Raw genomic sequence first — 16,816 nt, 5'->3', positions numbered from 1 at the left:
GTAAATGAGTGTGTAAAGATCATAAGTGCCAGGCAATGTGAAAAAATAGCCAGGACCATATCAATATATATTAAATGCAGTGTGAAAAATAAACAATGGCAATATGTGCCCTGTTGCGACGGACAAAAAAAGGGCCGCGAAGGCGGCCCTTTGTTCAAGTGTGACGATTAATGATGCTCAACCTGATGGCTGTGCTCAATATCTTCCGATTTCTTGCTAAAGCGGCGACGAACCACCACGAAGAACACTGGCACGAAGAAGATGGCCAGAATCGTCGCGGTCACCATCCCGCCCATTACGCCAGTACCGACGGCGTTCTGCGCGCCGGAGCCGGCACCCGAGCTGATCACCAGCGGCATAACGCCGAGGATAAACGCCAGGGAGGTCATCAGGATCGGACGCAGACGCATACGCACTGCTTCAAGCGTTGCCTCAATCAGCCCTTTACCCTCTTTCTCCATCAGGTCTTTGGCGAATTCAACGATCAATATCGCGTTCTTCGCCGACAGGCCGATGGTGGTCAACAGGCCCACCTGGAAGTAAACGTCGTTGGTTAAACCGCGGAAGGTAGCGGCTAACAGCGCACCGACCACACCCAGCGGGACGACCAGCATGACCGAGAACGGAATTGACCAGCTCTCATACAGCGCTGCCAGACACAGGAAGACGACAATCAGCGAAATGGCATACAGGGCAGGGGCCTGGTTGCCGGACAGTCGTTCCTGATAAGACATCCCGGTCCAGTCGTAGCCGATACCGGAAGGCAGTTTACCCGCCAGCTCTTCCATCAGGCTCATCGCCTCACCGGTACTCTTGCCTGGCGCTGCCTGGCCGAGAATTTCCAGCGACGGCAGGCCGTTGTAGCGTTCCAGACGCGGTGAACCGTATTCCCAACGCGAAGTAGAGAAGGCGGAGAACGGCACCATCTGACCATCGCTGCCGCGAACATACCACTTGCCGATGTCTTCCGGCAGCATACGGTATTTCGCTTCAGACATGATGTACACTTTCTTCACGCGGCCGCGGTCGATAAAGTCGTTGACATAGCTCCCGCCCCAGGCCGCGCCCAGCGTGGTGTTAATGTCGCTGATGGAGACGCCCAGCGCCTGGGCTTTTTCCTGATCGATATCGATTTTAAACTGCGGTGTATCTTCCAGGCCGTTAGGGCGCACGCCGGTCAGCACGTCAGGGTGCTGCGCCACCATGCCAAACAGCTGGTTACGCGCCTGGGTCAGTTTTTCGTGGCCCAGACCGCCCTGGTCAATGAGCTGGAAGTCAAAGCCGGTCGCGGTACCCAGTTCAACGATAGCTGGCAGGTTAAAGGCGAACACCATCGCATCTTTAATCTGCGAGAAGTAGCCCATCGCCCGGCCGGTGATCGCTTCAACTTTGTTTTCCTCACCTGGACGCTGGCTCCAGTCTTTCAGCGAGACGAACGCGATGCCGGTGTTCTGGCCGCGGCCGGCGAAGCCGAAGCCGTTAACCGCAAACACGGATTCCACGTTGTCCTTCTCTTTGGTGAGATAGTAATTCGTCATCTCATCCAGCACTTTCTGCGTACGCTCCTGGGTGGCGCCGGCAGGCAGCTGCGCCATGCTCAGGAATACCCCCTGGTCCTCGTCCGGCAGGAACGAGCTCGGCAGACGGACGAACAGCCACGCCATGCCCACCACGATGATCAGATACAGGACCAGATAACGACCGGTGCTGCGCAGAATGTTGCCTACGCTGTCGGTGTAGTGGTGCGTGCTCTTATCGAACATGCGGTTAAACCAACCGAAGAAACCGGTGGTCGCGCCATGGCTGCCTTTCTGAATAGGCTTCAGCATGGTGGCGCACAGCGCTGGCGTCAGGATCAACGCCACCAGTACCGACAGCGCCATCGCAGAAACGATGGTGATGGAGAACTGGCGATAGATGGCCCCGGTTGAACCGCCGAAGAACGCCATCGGGATAAATACCGCCGACAGCACCATGGCGATACCGACCAGCGCGCCCTGGATCTGTCCCATCGATTTACGCGTCGCTTCTTTCGGCGGCAGACCCTCTTCCGCCATTACGCGCTCGACGTTCTCGACCACCACGATGGCGTCATCCACCAACAGGCCGATGGCGAGCACCATCCCGAACATCGTCAGGGTGTTTATCGAGAAGCCAAACGCCGCCAACACCGCGAAGGTGCCTAACAGGACTACCGGTACGGCGATGGTCGGGATCAGCGTGGCGCGGAAGTTCTGCAGGAACAGATACATGACCAGGAACACCAGGATGATCGCTTCCACCAGCGTTTTAACCACTTCGTGAATAGAGATTTTCACGAACGGGGTGGTGTCATACGGGTAAACGATCTTCATCCCCGACGGGAAAAACGGCTCCATCTTCGCCAGTTCTGCACGGATAGCGTTGGCGGTATCCAGCGCGTTCGCGCCGGTAGCCAGTTTAATACCCAGACCCGATGCTGGCTGGCCGTTAAACTTCGCCACTACGTCATAGCTTTCGCCGCCCAGCTCAATTTTGGCGACATCGCGCAGACGAACCTGGGAACCGTCCTGGTTCACCTTCAGCAGAATGTTGCCAAACTCTTCGGTATTGGTCAGACGGGTTTGCGCGATGATCGAGGCGTTAAGCTGCTGGCCTTTCACCGGCGGCGTACCGCCTAACTGACCCGCGGCCACCTGGGCGTTCTGCGCTTTCAGGGCGCTGATCACGTCCACCGGCGTCAGCTGGAAGTTGTTCAGTTTGTTCGGATCCATCCAGATACGCATCGCGTACTGGGAACCGAACAGCTGAACGTCGCCGACACCGCTGGTACGGCTGATCGGGTCCTTCATGTTGGCCGCCACGTAGTCCGAAATATCGTCCTGGTTCATGGTGCCGTTGGTGTTAATAACGCCGACAACCATCAGGAAGCTGCTGGACGCTTTCTCAACGCTAATCCCTTGCTGCTGTACTTCTTGCGGCAGCAGAGGTGTCGCCAGCGCCAGCTTGTTCTGAACCTGAACCTGGGCAATATCCGGATCGGTACCGGATTCGAAGGTCAGGGTGATGGTCGCCGTACCGGTGGAGTCGCCATTGGAGGACATGTACATCAGGTGGTCGATACCGTTCATATTCTGTTCGATAACCTGAGTCACGGTGTTCTGCACAGTTTCGGCGTCAGCACCGGGGTACATGGCGGTAATGGAAATTGCTGGCGGCGCAATCGTCGGATATTGCGCTACCGGCAATTTGAGGATCGATAATCCCCCAGCCAGCATGATGATGATGGCGATCACCCATGCAAATATGGGGCGATCGATAAAGAAATTAGGCATGTCTTAACGGCTCCTGTTTAAGTTAAGACTTGGTTTGTTCTGATGGCGCGTTGCCTGCGGCTTGCTGTTTATCATCAGAAGCTACTTCCTGCGCTTTTACCTGCACGCCTGGTTTGATTTTTTGCAGGCCGGTGACGATAACGCGATCGCCAGTTTTCAGACCGTCAGTGACCAGCCATTTATCGCCAATCGCCTGAGAAGCAGTGACCTGGCGGACTTCGACTTTATCGCCTTCCCCGACCACCATGACGCTGGCGTCGCCGCGCGGCGTACGGGTAACACCCTGTTGCGGTACCAGCAGGGCGTCAGGGTTAACCCCTTCTTCCAGACGGGCACGCACAAACATCCCCGGTAGCAGGGTGTGGTCCGGGTTCGGGAAAATCGCGCGCAGCGTGATAGAGCCGGTGGTCTGATCGACGGTGACATCCGAAAATTCCAGCGTGCCGGCCTGCGGATACTTAAGACCGTCATTCGTCACCAGCTCCACTTTCGCTTTGCCGTTTTCCTGTTTCAGGCGGCCATCGGCCAGCTCCTGTTTCAGGCGCAGGAAATCATTGCTCGACTGGGTGACGTCAACATAGATCGGATCCAGCTGCTGAACAGTTGCCAGGGCAGTCGTTTGACCATTCTGCACCAGCGCCCCTTCGGTCACCGCGGATTTACCAATCCGGCCGCTGATCGGCGAGGTGACTTTGGTGTAGGCCAGATTGATGCGCGCGGTTTCCACGGCCGCTTTCGCTGCGACCACGGCCGCATTGCTCTGCTGTGCCGTCGCGACGGCGGTATCGTAGTCTTGTTGACTAATATATTTAGTGCCTAACAGTTTCTGATAACGCTTGACCGTCAGTTGATCCATGTTCGCTGCCGCCTGGGCTTTTGCCAGGTCGCCTTTGGCGCTGTCATAGCTGGCCTGATAGGTGGCGGGATCGATCTGATACAGGGAAACGCCGGCCTGGATGTCGCTACCTTCCACGAAGTTACGTTTTAAAATAATGCCACTGACCTGAGGACGGACTTCCGCAATGCGATAGGCGCTGGTGCGGCCTGGCAGTTCGGTGGTTATTTGTAGAGGTGCGGATTTGAGCGTCACAATACCGACTTCCGGCATGTGCTGGGCTCCTTGTTGAGCCGGTTTATCGTCACATCCTGTTAGCGCTAAGCTGCCTGAGAGCATCAGAACGACCGCCAGAGGCGTTAACCCTCTGTTTTTGTTCATATGTAAACCTCGAGTGTCCAATTTCAAAATGTTCAGTGGCTCAAACAACCACAAACCCACTACAGTCTTTCTATTATGGTCATGCTATGGTACATACATTCACAAATGTATGTAAACGTAACCTCTGTAAAGTCATTAACCTATGGCACGAAAAACCAAACAACAGGCACGTGAAACCCGGCAACTGATTCTGGATGTTGCTCTGCGTCTGTTTTCGCAGCAAGGCGTATCATCTACCTCGTTGGCAACAATTGCAAAAGCTGCGGGTGTAACGAGGGGGGCTATCTACTGGCATTTCAAGAATAAATCAGATTTATTCAACGAAATTTGGGAGCTGTCAGACGCCAGTATTAGCGATCTCGAAATTGAGTATCGGGCAAAATTCCCCAACGATCCACTCTCAGTTATCAGGGAGATATTAGTCTATGTTCTTGAAGCGACAGTGACAGAGGAACGTCGACGATTAATGATGGAGATTATCTATCATAAGTGTGAGTTTGTCGGTGAGATGACCGTGGTGCAGCAGGCCCAGCGGCAGCTCTCCCTGGCGAGCTACGAGCGTATCGAGCAGACCTTAAAAGAGTGCATCGCCGCGAAGCTGTTGCCCGCCAATTTACTCACCCGGCGGGCGGCCGTGTTAATGCGCAGCTACCTTTCCGGCCTGATGGAAAACTGGCTGTTTGCCCCTGACTCGTTCGACCTGCATGCGGAAGCGCGCGACTACGTCGCCATCCTGCTGGAGATGTATCAGTTCTGTCCCACGCTACGCGGCCCGGAGAGCCTGACAGCTTAACGTTAGCGCGCGGATGAACGTGAATTTTTAGCGCCGTCCGCCGCTATTCGCCAGCGAAGAGAAGTGCTATTCTGCGCGCTTGCGACGACCCCCGGTATTCTCCGGCATTTGCATTCATTCATATTAACTATGCTGCACACGATCTCCAGGCAACGCGCCACGTTTATCTTTTTCATTACGCTGCTCTGCTTTATTGGCCTTTTCAGCCCAGTCCAGGGCCGCGCCGCGGACCTCCCTGACCGGGCAGAGGTGCAGAGCCAGCTCAATACGTTAAACAAGCAAAAAGAACTGACTCCCCAGGACAAACTGGTCCAGCAGGATTTGACCCAGACGCTGGAAACGCTGGATAAAATCGAGCGCATCAAAAGCGAGACGGCACAGCTGCGTCAGCAGGTCGAGCAAGCCCCGGCGAAGCTGCGCCAGGCGGTGGATAGTCTCAACAACCTGAGCGAGGTCCCTGACGACGCCGCCACGCGCAAAACGCTCAGTACGCTCTCTCTGCGTCAACTGGAGTCACGCGTCACCCAGACGCTGGACGATCTGCAGAATGCGCAAAACGATCTGGCGACCTATAACAGCCAGCTGGTTTCCCTGCAAACGCAGCCGGAACGTGTGCAGAACGCGATGTATAACGCCTCCCAACAGTTGCAGCAGATCCGCAATCGGCTGAATGGCACCTCGGTGGGCGACGAGACGCTGCGCCCGACCCAGCAGGTGCTGTTGCAGGCTCAACAGGCGCTGCTCAACGCGCAGATTGAGCAGCAGCGCAAGAGCCTCGAAGGCAACACCGTCCTGCAGGATACCCTGCAGAAGCAGCGTGACTACGTCACCGCCTGGAGCAACCGGCTGGAGCATCAGCTGCAGCTGCTGCAGGAGGCGGTGAACAGCAAGCGGCTTACGCTGACGGAGAAAACCGCCCAGGAGGCGGTCACCCCGGATGAAACCACGCGAATTCAGGCCAATCCGCTGGTCAAGCAGGAGCTGGATATTAACCATCAGCTCAGCGAGAAGCTGATCCAGGCGACGGAGAACGGTAACCAGCTGGTGCAGCGCAATATCCAGGTGAAGAACTGGCTCGACCGCGCGCTGCAGTCTGAACGGGATATTAAAGAGCAAATTTCAGTTCTGCGGGGGAGCCTGCTGCTGTCGCGCATTCTTTATCAGCAACAGCAGACGCTGCCGTCGGCGGACGAACTGCAGGATATGACCAACCGCATCGCCGACCTGCGGCTCGAGCAGTTTGAGGTGAACCAGCAGCGCGACGCGCTGTTCCAGAGCGACGCCTTTGTCGCCAAACTGGAGGAGGGGCACAGCAGCGAAGTGAACGATGAAGTCCACGCCGCGCTACTGGAAGTGATCGACATGCGCCGCGAACTGCTTGACCAGTTCAACAAACAGCTGGGGAACCAGCTGATGATGGCCATCAACCTGCAGATCAACCAGCAGCAGTTGATGAGCGTCTCGAGCAGTCTGAAGGAAATTCTGACCCAACAAATTTTCTGGGTGAACAGCAATAAACCGATGGACTGGGAGTGGATTAAGGCCTTCCCGGAAGCGCTGAAAGGTCAGTTTAAGGCGATGAAAATCACCGTGAACTGGGAAAAAGCGTGGCCCGCGGTGTTTATCGCTTTCCTGGCCGGTTTACCATTGCTGCTGATTGCCGGCCTGATCCGCTGGCGTCTGCAGTGGCTGAAGGATTATCAGGCTAAGCTTGCTTCCCAGGTGGGGCAGCTGCGCAACGATACCCAGCTGCATACGCCAAAGGCGATCCTGATCGACCTGATTCGGGCCTTGCCGGTGGTGCTGGTAATTTTGGCGATTGGCCTGATCTTACTCACCATGCAGCTTAATATCAGCGGACTGCTGTGGGCGTACAGTAAAAAGCTGGCCATGTTCTGGCTGGTCTTTGGTCTGTGCTGGAAAGTGCTGGAAAAGAACGGCGTGGCGGTCAGCCACTTCAATATGCCTGCGCAGTTGACCAGCCACTGGCGGCGACAAATTGTTCGCGTCAGCCTCGCGTTGCTGCCGCTGAATTTCTGGTCGGTGATTTCCGAGCTGTCGCCACTGAACCTGATGGACGACGTGCTGGGGCAGTTTGTGATTTTCTTCAATCTGCTGCTGATTGCCGTGCTGGTCTGGCCGATGTGTCGGGAAAGCTGGCGTGATAAAGAATCACACAGCCTGCGCCTGCTGACGATCACCGTGCTGTCTATTGTCCCGGTAGCCCTGATGGTGCTGACGGCGACCGGTTACTTCTACACCACGCTGCGCCTGGCGGGACGCTGGATCGAGACCGTGTATCTGGTGATGATCTGGAACCTGCTGTACCAGACCGTGCTGCGCGGTCTGAGCGTGGCGGCGCGACGTATCGCCTGGCGCCGGGCGCTGGCGCGCCGTCAGCATCTGGTGAAGGAGGGCGCGGAAGGCGCCGAGCCGCAGGAGGAGCCGACTATCGCTCTCGAGCAGGTCAACCAGCAGACGCTGCGCATCACCATGCTGGTGATGATCGCGCTGTTCGCGGTCATGTTCTGGGCGATTTGGTCTGATCTGATCACCGTTTTCGCCTATCTCGACAGCATTACCCTCTGGCACTACAACGGTACCGAAGCGGGGGCCAGCGTGGTGCGCAGCGTCACGATGGGCAGTCTGCTGTTTGCCATTGTGGCGTCGATGGTCGCCTGGGCGCTAATACGCAACCTGCCGGGTCTGCTGGAGGTGCTGGTTCTCTCGCGTCTCAATATGCGTCAGGGCACCTCCTACGCCATCACCACCATTCTTAACTATGCGATTATCGCCATCGGGGCGATGACGGTGTTCGGGTCGCTGGGCGTCTCCTGGGATAAACTACAATGGCTGGCGGCCGCGCTGTCGGTTGGTTTAGGTTTTGGCCTGCAGGAGATCTTCGGTAACTTCGTCTCCGGTCTGATTATTCTGTTCGAGCGTCCAGTGCGCATTGGGGATACGGTAACCATCGGCACCTTCTCCGGTACGGTAAGCAAAATCCGTATCCGCGCGACCACCATCACCGACTTCGATCGCAAAGAGGTAATTATCCCGAACAAGGCGTTCGTTACCGAGCGCTTGATCAACTGGTCGCTCTCCGACACCGTGACCCGGGTGGTGATCCGCCTCGGCGTCGCCTATGGCTCCGATCTGGATAAAGTGAAAGAGGTGCTGCTGAAGGCCGCGCACGATCATCCGAAAGTGATGCAGGAGCCGGCGCCAGCGGTTTTCTTCACCACCTTCGGGGCCAGTACGCTGGATCATGAACTGCGTCTGTATGTTCGTGAACTGCGCGATCGCAGCTACACGGTGGATGAGCTCAACCGCGCCATCGACCGCCTGTGCCGGGAGAATGACATTAACATTGCCTTTAACCAGCTGGAAGTTCATCTGCGCAATGAAAAAGGCGATGAAGTCACCGAAGTGAAGCGGGACGGGAAGGGGGACGATCTGGCGCCCACCACCGCGTCCTGATCGAAGAGGGGCGGCGCAAAGCCGCCCCTGCTGCTTCAGGGTGCCAGCGCGGCGAGTTCTTCATCGCTGAGCCCGGTGAGCTCCTGCACGGTTTGACGTTCGAGGCCGCGCGCCAACATTCTGGCGGCGATGCTGCGGGTGGCTTCCTGCTCACCCTCTTGCTGTCCCTGTTTACGGCCTTTTTCTTCCAGCCATTCGGCAATGGTCATCATCAGCTCCTTATGCCTGGGCGACTGCGCCGCCAGCGTGCGGATCAGCGCCCCCGGATGTTCCGTAGTTCCCGCCTGCAACATATAGCGCAGCAGCGTATTCAGCTGCGCTTCTGTCAGATAGCCTTGCGTCATCAGCGCAATCAGCGGCACCTGCAGCTCGGCCAGATCGCGATGGCGGATATGCTTTTGCAGCAGCTCCAGCATGGCCATCCGCCGATGACGGGCGATCTGATTATCTGGCATTACGGTGAGGTCCACCAGCGGAAAATCATTGCTATAGAGCGCCTTCGCCAGCGCCGGATCGGCGAATAGCTGTTGCCAGTTGCGAGCCCAGGGCCAGGGGCTCACTTTGCCGTGATAAAACAGAATGGGCACCACCAGCGGCAGCGTGTCGTGGCCGGCGTCCAGATGACGCTGCATGGCGGCCAGCGCATAGCGCAGCAGGCGAAATGCCATCAGCTTGTCCGGGGTACTCTGGTGCTCAATCAGCGCGTACACATAGCCCGGTCCATGACGCGTGCGCAGTGAGTAAAGGATATCGGAATAGCTGGCGCGCAGGTCCTCTTCAACAAAGCTGCCGGAGACCAGCTGCAGCGAATCCAGTTCGCAGATCGCCAGAAACGGCGCGGGGAGATACAACTGCAAAAAATCCTTCGCGACCGCCTGATGCATGAGCATCTGGCGAAACACCGCGTCGTGTGGGGTTTGACTGACTTTTTCCATCAATATTGTCTCCAGTGGCGTCATGCGCAGAGGACCAGACTGCCAGCACACTGCCGGAGACAACATCCTACTTCTCTGGGTTTTGCGACCCGCTTTCCGCGTTTTTTAACTTGTTTGCATAATCCCGCCTGACAATTTCCAGCGCGCCCAGCACGGTTTGCGCCGGGATCTGATGCGATTCCAGCAACATGATTAAATCGACGGCCAGTTTGACCTCATCGGATGCATTTTCCAGCGACATCGGGCTCTCCTGTTAGCGCGTCAGCCGCGCCAGTACGTTTTCAATCTTGTCCAGTGCCTGTCGGCAGCGCGCCAACCGGCCGCTGTAGGCTTCAACTTCTTTCCCCAGCCGCTGCTGCTCGTCAAGGCTGGTCGCCTGCGCCAGCTGACGCTGACGTTGGTCGCGCATCGCCAGCAGGCGGCGCTCATACTCCTGATGCTGCAGGCGACGGCGCTGCCAGCGGCTCAGCGTTGGCGACGCGTGGTCCCAACTGCGCAAGGACCAGGTGGCGGTTTCACGACGCAGCGCGGCGATTTGCGCCGCCAGACGCTCGGCAATCCAGACCACCTGCGGCAGTTGCCGGCGCTCGACGGCCTGGCTCAGTTGGGAAAAGTTTTGCCGGGCTTCCGCCAGATAGTCCTGCATCAGCGTGCTGCGGGTATGAAAGAGCTGACGGTCAAAGCGTGGGCTCAGGGTCGCGTGCTCCGCCAGCGGCGCCACCAGCGCGGCCAGCTCGCTGAGCTGATCGTTGAGCGTTTGTAAAAGTTGAGCTGTTTTCACCACACCTCTCCATTCCCTTCCAGCCAACTGTGCTACAGTAGCCTCATCTGTTTGATAACGATTCGCATTATGCCACCTGTTATTCTAACCATTATCGGCTGGCTGGCGGTAGCGCTGGGTACGCTGGGCATCTTCTTACCGTTGCTGCCGACGACGCCGTTTATTCTGCTCGCCGCCTGGTGCTTTGCCCGCTCATCGCCGCGCTTTCACCAGTGGCTGCTGTATCGCTCCTGGTTTGGCGGCTATCTTCGCCATTGGCAGCAGTACCGCGCGATGCCTCGCGGCGCCAAACCGCGCGCCATTGCGATGATCGTGGTGACTTTTGCTATTTCGCTGTGGCTGGTTAAGCTTACGTGGGTGCGCATCATGCTGTTGGTCATTCTGGCCTGCCTGCTGATCTTTATGTGGCGCATTCCGGTGGTTGACGCAAAGCAACAAAAGCACTGATGCGCAATAATGCCTGTTGCAATTGTTGCTGACAGCCAGTAAATTCTGGCGTTTTCGAGCGCGGGCAAGCCTGGTCAAAGGTTAAACAAATGTTTCTTTGGCCCCTTTTGCACGCCCGTGGGTAACACCGTTTCAATCAGGCATACACTTATGACCGCAACTGCACAGCAGCTTGAATATCTGAAGAACAGCATCCAGAGTATCGAGGATTATCCAAAACCTGGCATTCTTTTCCGCGATGTCACCAGCTTACTGGAAGACCCGAAGGCCTACGCGCTTAGCATTGAACTGCTGACCGAGCGCTACAAAGACGCGGGTATTACCAAAGTGGTAGGGACTGAGGCGCGTGGCTTCCTGTTCGGCGCCCCGGTTGCGCTGGCGCTGGGCGTGGGCTTTGTTCCGGTTCGCAAGCCGCGTAAGTTGCCGCGTGAAACCATTGCCGAGAGCTATGAGCTGGAGTATGGCACCGATCAGCTGGAGATCCACGTTGATGCGATCAAACCGGGCGACAAGGTGCTGGTGGTGGACGATCTGCTGGCGACCGGCGGCACCATCGACGCGACGGTCAAACTGATCCGCCGTCTCGGCGGCGAAGTGCACGATGCCGCTTTCATTATCAACCTGTTCGATCTGGGCGGCGAACAGCGCCTGGAGAAGCTGGGGATCCACTGCTACAGCCTGGTGCCGTTCCCGGGCCACTAAGCAAATCCCTCCACATAGCCTCGCCGATCGGGCGGGGCTGTGATAGCATGACCCCTTCGTGATTTCACCTTCCAGCGTTTCAGAGCCAGCCCATGAGTTATCAGGTCTTAGCCCGTAAATGGCGCCCACAAACCTTTGCTGACGTCGTCGGCCAGGAACATGTGCTGACCGCACTGGCGAACGGCTTGTCGTTAGGGCGCATTCATCACGCTTATCTCTTTTCCGGTACCCGCGGGGTCGGTAAGACCTCGATCGCCCGTCTGCTGGCGAAAGGGTTAAACTGTGAAACCGGCATCACCGCCACCCCCTGCGGCGTGTGCGATAACTGCCGGGAAATTGAACAGGGGCGTTTTGTCGATCTGATTGAGATTGACGCCGCCTCGCGCACCAAAGTCGAAGATACCCGCGACCTGCTGGATAACGTCCAGTACGCGCCGGCCCGCGGCCGCTTTAAGGTCTATCTCATCGACGAAGTCCATATGTTGTCGCGCCACAGCTTCAACGCGTTATTAAAAACGCTGGAGGAGCCGCCGGCGCACGTCAAATTCCTGCTGGCGACGACGGATCCGCAGAAGCTGCCGGTGACGATCTTATCCCGCTGCCTGCAGTTCCATCTCAAAGCCCTGGATGTTGAACAGATCCGCCATCAGCTGGAGCATATTCTTGGCGAAGAGCAGATTGCCTTTGAGCCCCGCGCGCTGCAGCTGCTGTCGCGGGCAGCCGACGGCAGCCTGCGTGATGCTTTAAGCCTGACCGATCAGGCGATTGCCAGTGGGGAAGGACAGCTGACGGCCGCATCGGTGAGCACTATGCTCGGCACCCTTGATGACGATCAGGCGCTGTCGCTGATTGAAGCGCTGGTCGCTGCCGACGGCGAGCGGGTGATGGCGGGCGTCAATGACGCCGCCGCACGCGGCGTCGAGTGGGAGGCGCTGCTGGTGGAGATGCAGAGCCTGCTGCACCGCATCGCCATGGTACAGCTGTCGCCTTCGGCGCTGGGCGCCGATATGGCCACGGTCGAAGTGCGGATGCGCGAACTGGCGCGAACCGTACCGCCGGGCGACGTTCAGCTTTACTACCAAACGCTGCTGATGGGCCGCAAAGAGCTGCCTTATGCGCCGGACCGGCGAATGGGCGTCGAAATGACGCTGCTCCGCGCGCTGGCGTTTCATCCGCGTAAGCCGCTGCCAGAGCCGGAAGTGCAGCCAGCACAGACCGCCGCGCCCGCGCCGCGTCAGCCGGTTGCCCCCGCTGCGCCGCCGCAGCAGCCGTCGCAGAGTTTGCCGCCGACCACCAGCCAGGTGCTGGCGGCCCGCAGCCACCTGCAGCGCAGCCAGGGAGCAACCACTCCAAAAAAGAGTGAACCGGCAGCCGCTTCCCGCGCGCGGCCGGTGAATAACGCTGCGCTGGAGCGACTGAGTTCGATTACCGAGCGCGTCCAGGCTCGTCCGGCGGCGGCTGCCCTTGAGCAGGCCCCGGCGAAGAAAGAGGCCTATCGCTGGAAGGCGACGACAGTGGTTGAAGAGGCCAAAGTCGAAGTCGCCACGCCAAAAGCGCTGAAAAAAGCGCTGGAGCATGAGAAGACGCCGGAGCTGGCGGCCAAGCTCGCCGAAGAAGCGGTCGAGCGCGACAGCTGGGCGGCGGAAGTGAGCCGGCTGGCGGTACCTAAGCTGGTCGAGCAGGTGGCGCTCAACGCGTGGAAAGAGCAGGAGGGCAGCCGCGTCTGTCTGCATCTGCGCCCCAGCCAGCGTCACCTCAATTCCACCGGAGCGCAGCAAAAGCTGGCTGAAGCGCTGGGGGTGTTGTACGGTACGCCGGTTGAATTGACCATCGTGGAAGATGATAATCCCGCGATGCGTACGCCGCTGGAGTGGCGGCAGGCTATTTATGAAGAAAAGCTCGCGCAGGCGCGCGAAGCCATTATCGCGGATAATAACATTCAGACCCTGCGTCGTTTCTTCGACGCCGATCTGGATGAAGAGAGTATCCGCCCCATTTGAACGCCAGTCTGACTGGCATTCAGTACCTTTAACGATGACTGAGAGAGAAGCCTATGTTTGGTGGAAAAGGCGGCCTGGGTAACCTGATGAAGCAGGCCCAGCAGATGCAAGACAAAATGCAGAAGATGCAGGAAGAGATCGCTCAGCTGGAAGTGACTGGCGAATCCGGCGCGGGTCTGGTGAAAGTGACCATTAACGGCGCGCACAACTGCCGCCGTGTGGAAATCGACCCAAGCCTGCTGGAAGACGACAAAGAAATGCTGGAAGATCTGGTGGCTGCCGCGTTTAACGACGCCGCGCGCCGCATTGAAGAGACCCAGAAAGAGAAGATGGCTTCCGTTTCTGCCGGTATGCAGCTGCCGCCAGGCTTCAAGATGCCGTTCTGATGCAAACCAGCCCGCTGTTAACTCAGCTTATGGAAGCGCTGCGCTGTCTGCCGGGCGTTGGCCCGAAGTCGGCGCAGCGCATGGCGTTTACCCTGCTGCAGCGCGATCGCAGCGGCGGTATGCGCCTGGCGCAGGCGCTGACGCGCGCGATGTCGGAGATCGGCCACTGCGCCGATTGCCGCACCTTCACCGAGCAGGAGGTGTGCAATATCTGCAGCAACCCGCGTCGCCAGGAAAACGGCCAGATCTGCGTGGTGGAGAGTCCGGCGGACATCCACGCCATCGAGCAGACCGGGCAGTATTCCGGCCGCTACTTCGTGCTGATGGGGCACCTGTCGCCGCTCGACGGCATCGGGCCAGATGACATCGGGCTCGATCGCCTTGAACAACGGCTGGAAGCGGAGTCGATCACCGAGGTGATCCTTGCCACTAACCCGACCGTTGAGGGTGAGGCGACGGCCAACTACATCGCGGAGCTGTGCGCGCAGTATGGCGTTGATGCCAGCCGCATCGCCCACGGCGTGCCGGTGGGCGGCGAGCTGGAAATGGTCGACGGCACCACGCTGTCCCACTCGCTGGCCGGTCGTCACAAGATTACTTTCTGAACAAATGGAGGCGGCCAGCGCCGCCTCCGCTTGAAAAATTTCCCCGCAGTCCCCATCTCCCACTCAACGGTTTTTTACCCCATTTAAAATGGCATTGTTGAGGTTGAATCAGATGAAAGGACAAGAAACTCGTGGTTTTCAGTCAGAGGTAAAGCAACTTCTGCACCTGATGATCCATTCCCTCTATTCCAACAAAGAAATCTTTCTGCGTGAGCTGATTTCCAACGCCTCTGATGCGGCCGATAAGCTGCGTTTCCGCGCGCTGTCGCAGCCGGATTTGTATGAGGGCGATGGCGAGCTGCGCGTACGGGTTTCGTTTGATAAAGACAACCGCACCCTGACCATCGCCGATAACGGTATCGGCATGAACCGGGAAGAGGTTATCGATCATCTCGGCACTATCGCCAAGTCCGGCACCAAAGCGTTTCTGGAATCGATGGGTTCCGACCAGGCGAAAGACAGCCAGCTGATCGGCCAGTTCGGCGTCGGCTTCTACTCTGCCTTCATCGTGGCGGATAAAGTGACCGTGCGTACCCGTGCGGCGGGCGATAAACCTGAGAATGGCGTGTTCTGGGAATCCGCCGGCGAAGGGGAATATACCGTTGCCGACATCACCAAAGCCGATCGCGGCACCGAAATCACCCTGCATCTGCGTGAGGGCGAAGACGATTTCCTCAACGACTGGCGCGTGCGCTCCATCATCAGCAAGTATTCCGACCATATCGCGCTGCCGGTTGAGATTGAAAAGCAGGAAGAGAAAGACGGCGAAACCGTGATTTCGTGGGAAAAAATCAACAAGGCGCAGGCCCTGTGGACCCGCAGCAAGTCCGAAGTGAACGACGACGAATACAAAGAGTTCTACAAGCATATCGCTCACGACTACAGCGACCCGCTGACCTGGAGCCACAACCGCGTGGAAGGTAAGCAGGAGTATACCAGCCTGCTGTATATCCCGTCGCAGGCGCCGTGGGATATGTGGAACCGCGATCATAAACACGGCCTGAAGCTGTACGTGCAGCGTGTGTTCATTATGGACGACGCCGAGCAGTTTATGCCGAACTACCTGCGCTTCGTGCGTGGCCTGATCGACTCCAACGATCTGCCGCTGAACGTCTCCCGTGAAATCCTGCAGGACAGCAGCGTGACCCGCAACCTGCGTACCGCGCTGACCAAACGCGCGCTGCAGATGCTGGATAAGCTGGCGAAAGACGACGCTGAAAAATATCAAACTTTCTGGAAACAGTTCGGCCTGGTGCTGAAAGAGGGCCCGGCGGAAGATCCGAGCAACCAGGAAGCGATCGCCAAACTGCTGCGTTTCGCGACGACGCATACCGACTCCTCCGCGCAGACCGTGTCGCTGGAAGAGTATGTCTCGCGGATGAAAGAAGGCCAGGAGAAGATCTACTACATCACTGCCGACAGCTATGCGGCGGCGAAGAGCAGCCCGCACCTCGAACTGCTGCGTAAGAAAGGGATTGAAGTTCTGCTGCTCTCCGATCGTATCGACGAGTGGATGATGAGCTACCTGACCGAGTTCGACGGCAAAGCGTTCCAGTCGGTGGCGAAAGCCGACGAGTCGCTGGACAAGCTGGCGGATGAAGTGGACGAGTCCACCAAAGAAGCTGAAAAAGCGCTGGAGCCGTTCGTTGAGCGTGTGAAAAACCTGCTTGGCGACCGGGTGAAAGAGGTGCGTCTGACCCATCGTCTGACCGACACCCCGGCGATTGTCACTACCGATGCCGATGAGATGAGCACGCAGATGGCGAAGCTGTTCGCTGCAGCGGGCCAGGCGGCACCGGAAGTGAAATACATCTTCGAACTGAACCCGGCGCATCAGCTGGTGAAACGCGCCGCCGATACTCAGGATGACGCGCAGTTCGGTGAATGGGTAGAGCTGCTGCTGGATCAGGCGCTGCTGGCTGAGCGCGGCACGCTGGAAGATCCGAACCAGTTTATCCGCCGTATGAACCAGCTGCTGGCTTCCTGACGCGAACCTGAACGAGTAGCCCGGCCGAGCGACGCGACGCCGGGAACGGGATAAATGCCCCGCCTGAGCAATTTGCTCCGGCGGGGCATTTCACATTGGATTGCATAAAATATCTCACCATTAACCGTTTCAGCCGCACCGCCTTCCTTGAGCCATCGCCGTTCTGGTGGTAT

The 16,816-nt window shown here is 57.9% G+C and carries 13 protein-coding genes and 1 other annotated feature; of the genes, 8 read left to right on the top strand and 5 right to left on the bottom strand.

Going from position 1 to position 16,816, the window contains the following annotated elements:
- Nucleotides 1-167: 167 nt before the first annotated feature.
- Nucleotides 168-3,314 carry a multidrug efflux RND transporter permease subunit AcrB gene (acrB, locus tag DTA24_RS21875; protein ID WP_008805437.1) on the bottom strand — a complete coding sequence of 1,049 codons (3,147 nt, stop codon included), beginning with the start codon at nucleotides 3,312-3,314 and terminating at the stop codon, nucleotides 168-170.
- Nucleotides 3,315-3,336: 22 nt separating this feature from the next.
- Entirely contained in the window at nucleotides 3,337-4,530 is a 1,194-nt protein-coding gene (acrA, locus tag DTA24_RS21870) for a multidrug efflux RND transporter periplasmic adaptor subunit AcrA (RefSeq protein ID WP_008805438.1), read from the bottom strand.
- Nucleotides 4,531-4,672: 142 nt separating this feature from the next.
- Between acrA and acrR the strand changes: the two genes are divergently transcribed.
- Both acrR and mscK read left to right on the top strand, forming a co-directional pair.
- The gene (acrR, locus tag DTA24_RS21865; protein WP_008805439.1) at nucleotides 4,673-5,323 is read left to right on the top strand and encodes a multidrug efflux transporter transcriptional repressor AcrR; all 651 of its coding nucleotides are present in this window, start codon (nucleotides 4,673-4,675) and stop codon (nucleotides 5,321-5,323) included.
- A gap of 129 nt (nucleotides 5,324-5,452) precedes the next feature.
- On the top strand, nucleotides 5,453-8,800 hold the full coding sequence (gene mscK / locus DTA24_RS21860; protein ID WP_012968812.1) for a mechanosensitive channel MscK: 3,348 nt from the start codon (nucleotides 5,453-5,455) through the stop codon (nucleotides 8,798-8,800).
- A gap of 35 nt (nucleotides 8,801-8,835) precedes the next feature.
- On the opposite strand, the gene DTA24_RS21855 is transcribed toward mscK, so the two are convergent.
- The 3 genes from DTA24_RS21855 to priC all read right to left on the bottom strand — a co-directional run bounded on the left by DTA24_RS21855 (nucleotide 8,836) and on the right by priC (nucleotide 10,516).
- Nucleotides 8,836-9,735 (bottom strand): Rpn family recombination-promoting nuclease/putative transposase, encoded by a 900-nt coding sequence (locus tag DTA24_RS21855; RefSeq protein WP_004183208.1) that lies wholly within the window; start codon nucleotides 9,733-9,735, stop codon nucleotides 8,836-8,838.
- A 67-nt stretch (nucleotides 9,736-9,802) separates the two neighbouring features.
- On the bottom strand, nucleotides 9,803-9,976 hold the full coding sequence (gene rsmS, locus DTA24_RS21850) for a pleiotropic regulatory protein RsmS (protein WP_008805442.1): 174 nt from the start codon (nucleotides 9,974-9,976) through the stop codon (nucleotides 9,803-9,805).
- A 12-nt stretch (nucleotides 9,977-9,988) separates the two neighbouring features.
- A complete protein-coding gene (gene priC, locus DTA24_RS21845) occupies nucleotides 9,989-10,516 on the bottom strand; it encodes a primosomal replication protein N'' (RefSeq protein ID WP_117120412.1) in 528 nt (175 codons plus the stop codon).
- A 69-nt stretch (nucleotides 10,517-10,585) separates the two neighbouring features.
- On the opposite strand from priC, the gene DTA24_RS21840 reads away from it, so the two are divergent.
- The 6 genes from DTA24_RS21840 to htpG all read left to right on the top strand — a co-directional run bounded on the left by DTA24_RS21840 (nucleotide 10,586) and on the right by htpG (nucleotide 16,643).
- Entirely contained in the window at nucleotides 10,586-10,963 is a 378-nt protein-coding gene (locus DTA24_RS21840) for a DUF454 family protein (RefSeq protein WP_008805444.1), read from the top strand.
- Nucleotides 10,964-11,113: 150 nt separating this feature from the next.
- Nucleotides 11,114-11,665 (top strand): adenine phosphoribosyltransferase, encoded by a 552-nt coding sequence (gene apt, locus DTA24_RS21835; RefSeq protein WP_012542663.1) that lies wholly within the window; start codon nucleotides 11,114-11,116, stop codon nucleotides 11,663-11,665.
- Between the two features lie 92 nt (nucleotides 11,666-11,757).
- Entirely contained in the window at nucleotides 11,758-13,665 is a 1,908-nt protein-coding gene (dnaX, locus tag DTA24_RS21830) for a DNA polymerase III subunit gamma/tau (protein WP_012968809.1), read from the top strand.
- Nucleotides 12,998-13,062: a sequence feature (DnaX frameshifting element), on the top strand. It overlaps the preceding gene by 65 nt.
- A 53-nt stretch (nucleotides 13,666-13,718) precedes the next feature.
- On the top strand, nucleotides 13,719-14,051 hold the full coding sequence (locus DTA24_RS21825; RefSeq protein ID WP_008805448.1) for a YbaB/EbfC family nucleoid-associated protein: 333 nt from the start codon (nucleotides 13,719-13,721) through the stop codon (nucleotides 14,049-14,051).
- Entirely contained in the window at nucleotides 14,051-14,656 is a 606-nt protein-coding gene (gene recR, locus DTA24_RS21820; protein WP_008805449.1) for a recombination mediator RecR, read from the top strand. The genes DTA24_RS21825 and recR overlap by 1 nt, the downstream gene beginning before the upstream one ends.
- 112 nt (nucleotides 14,657-14,768) lie before the next feature.
- On the top strand, nucleotides 14,769-16,643 hold the full coding sequence (gene htpG, locus DTA24_RS21815; protein WP_012542661.1) for a molecular chaperone HtpG: 1,875 nt from the start codon (nucleotides 14,769-14,771) through the stop codon (nucleotides 16,641-16,643).
- The last annotated feature ends 173 nt before the right edge of the window (nucleotides 16,644-16,816 follow it).

This window comes from Klebsiella sp. P1CD1 (assembly GCF_003790505.1).
GTDB classification, from domain to species: domain Bacteria; phylum Pseudomonadota; class Gammaproteobacteria; order Enterobacterales; family Enterobacteriaceae; genus Klebsiella; species Klebsiella variicola.
This window is presented reverse-complemented; position numbering and strand designations above follow the sequence as displayed.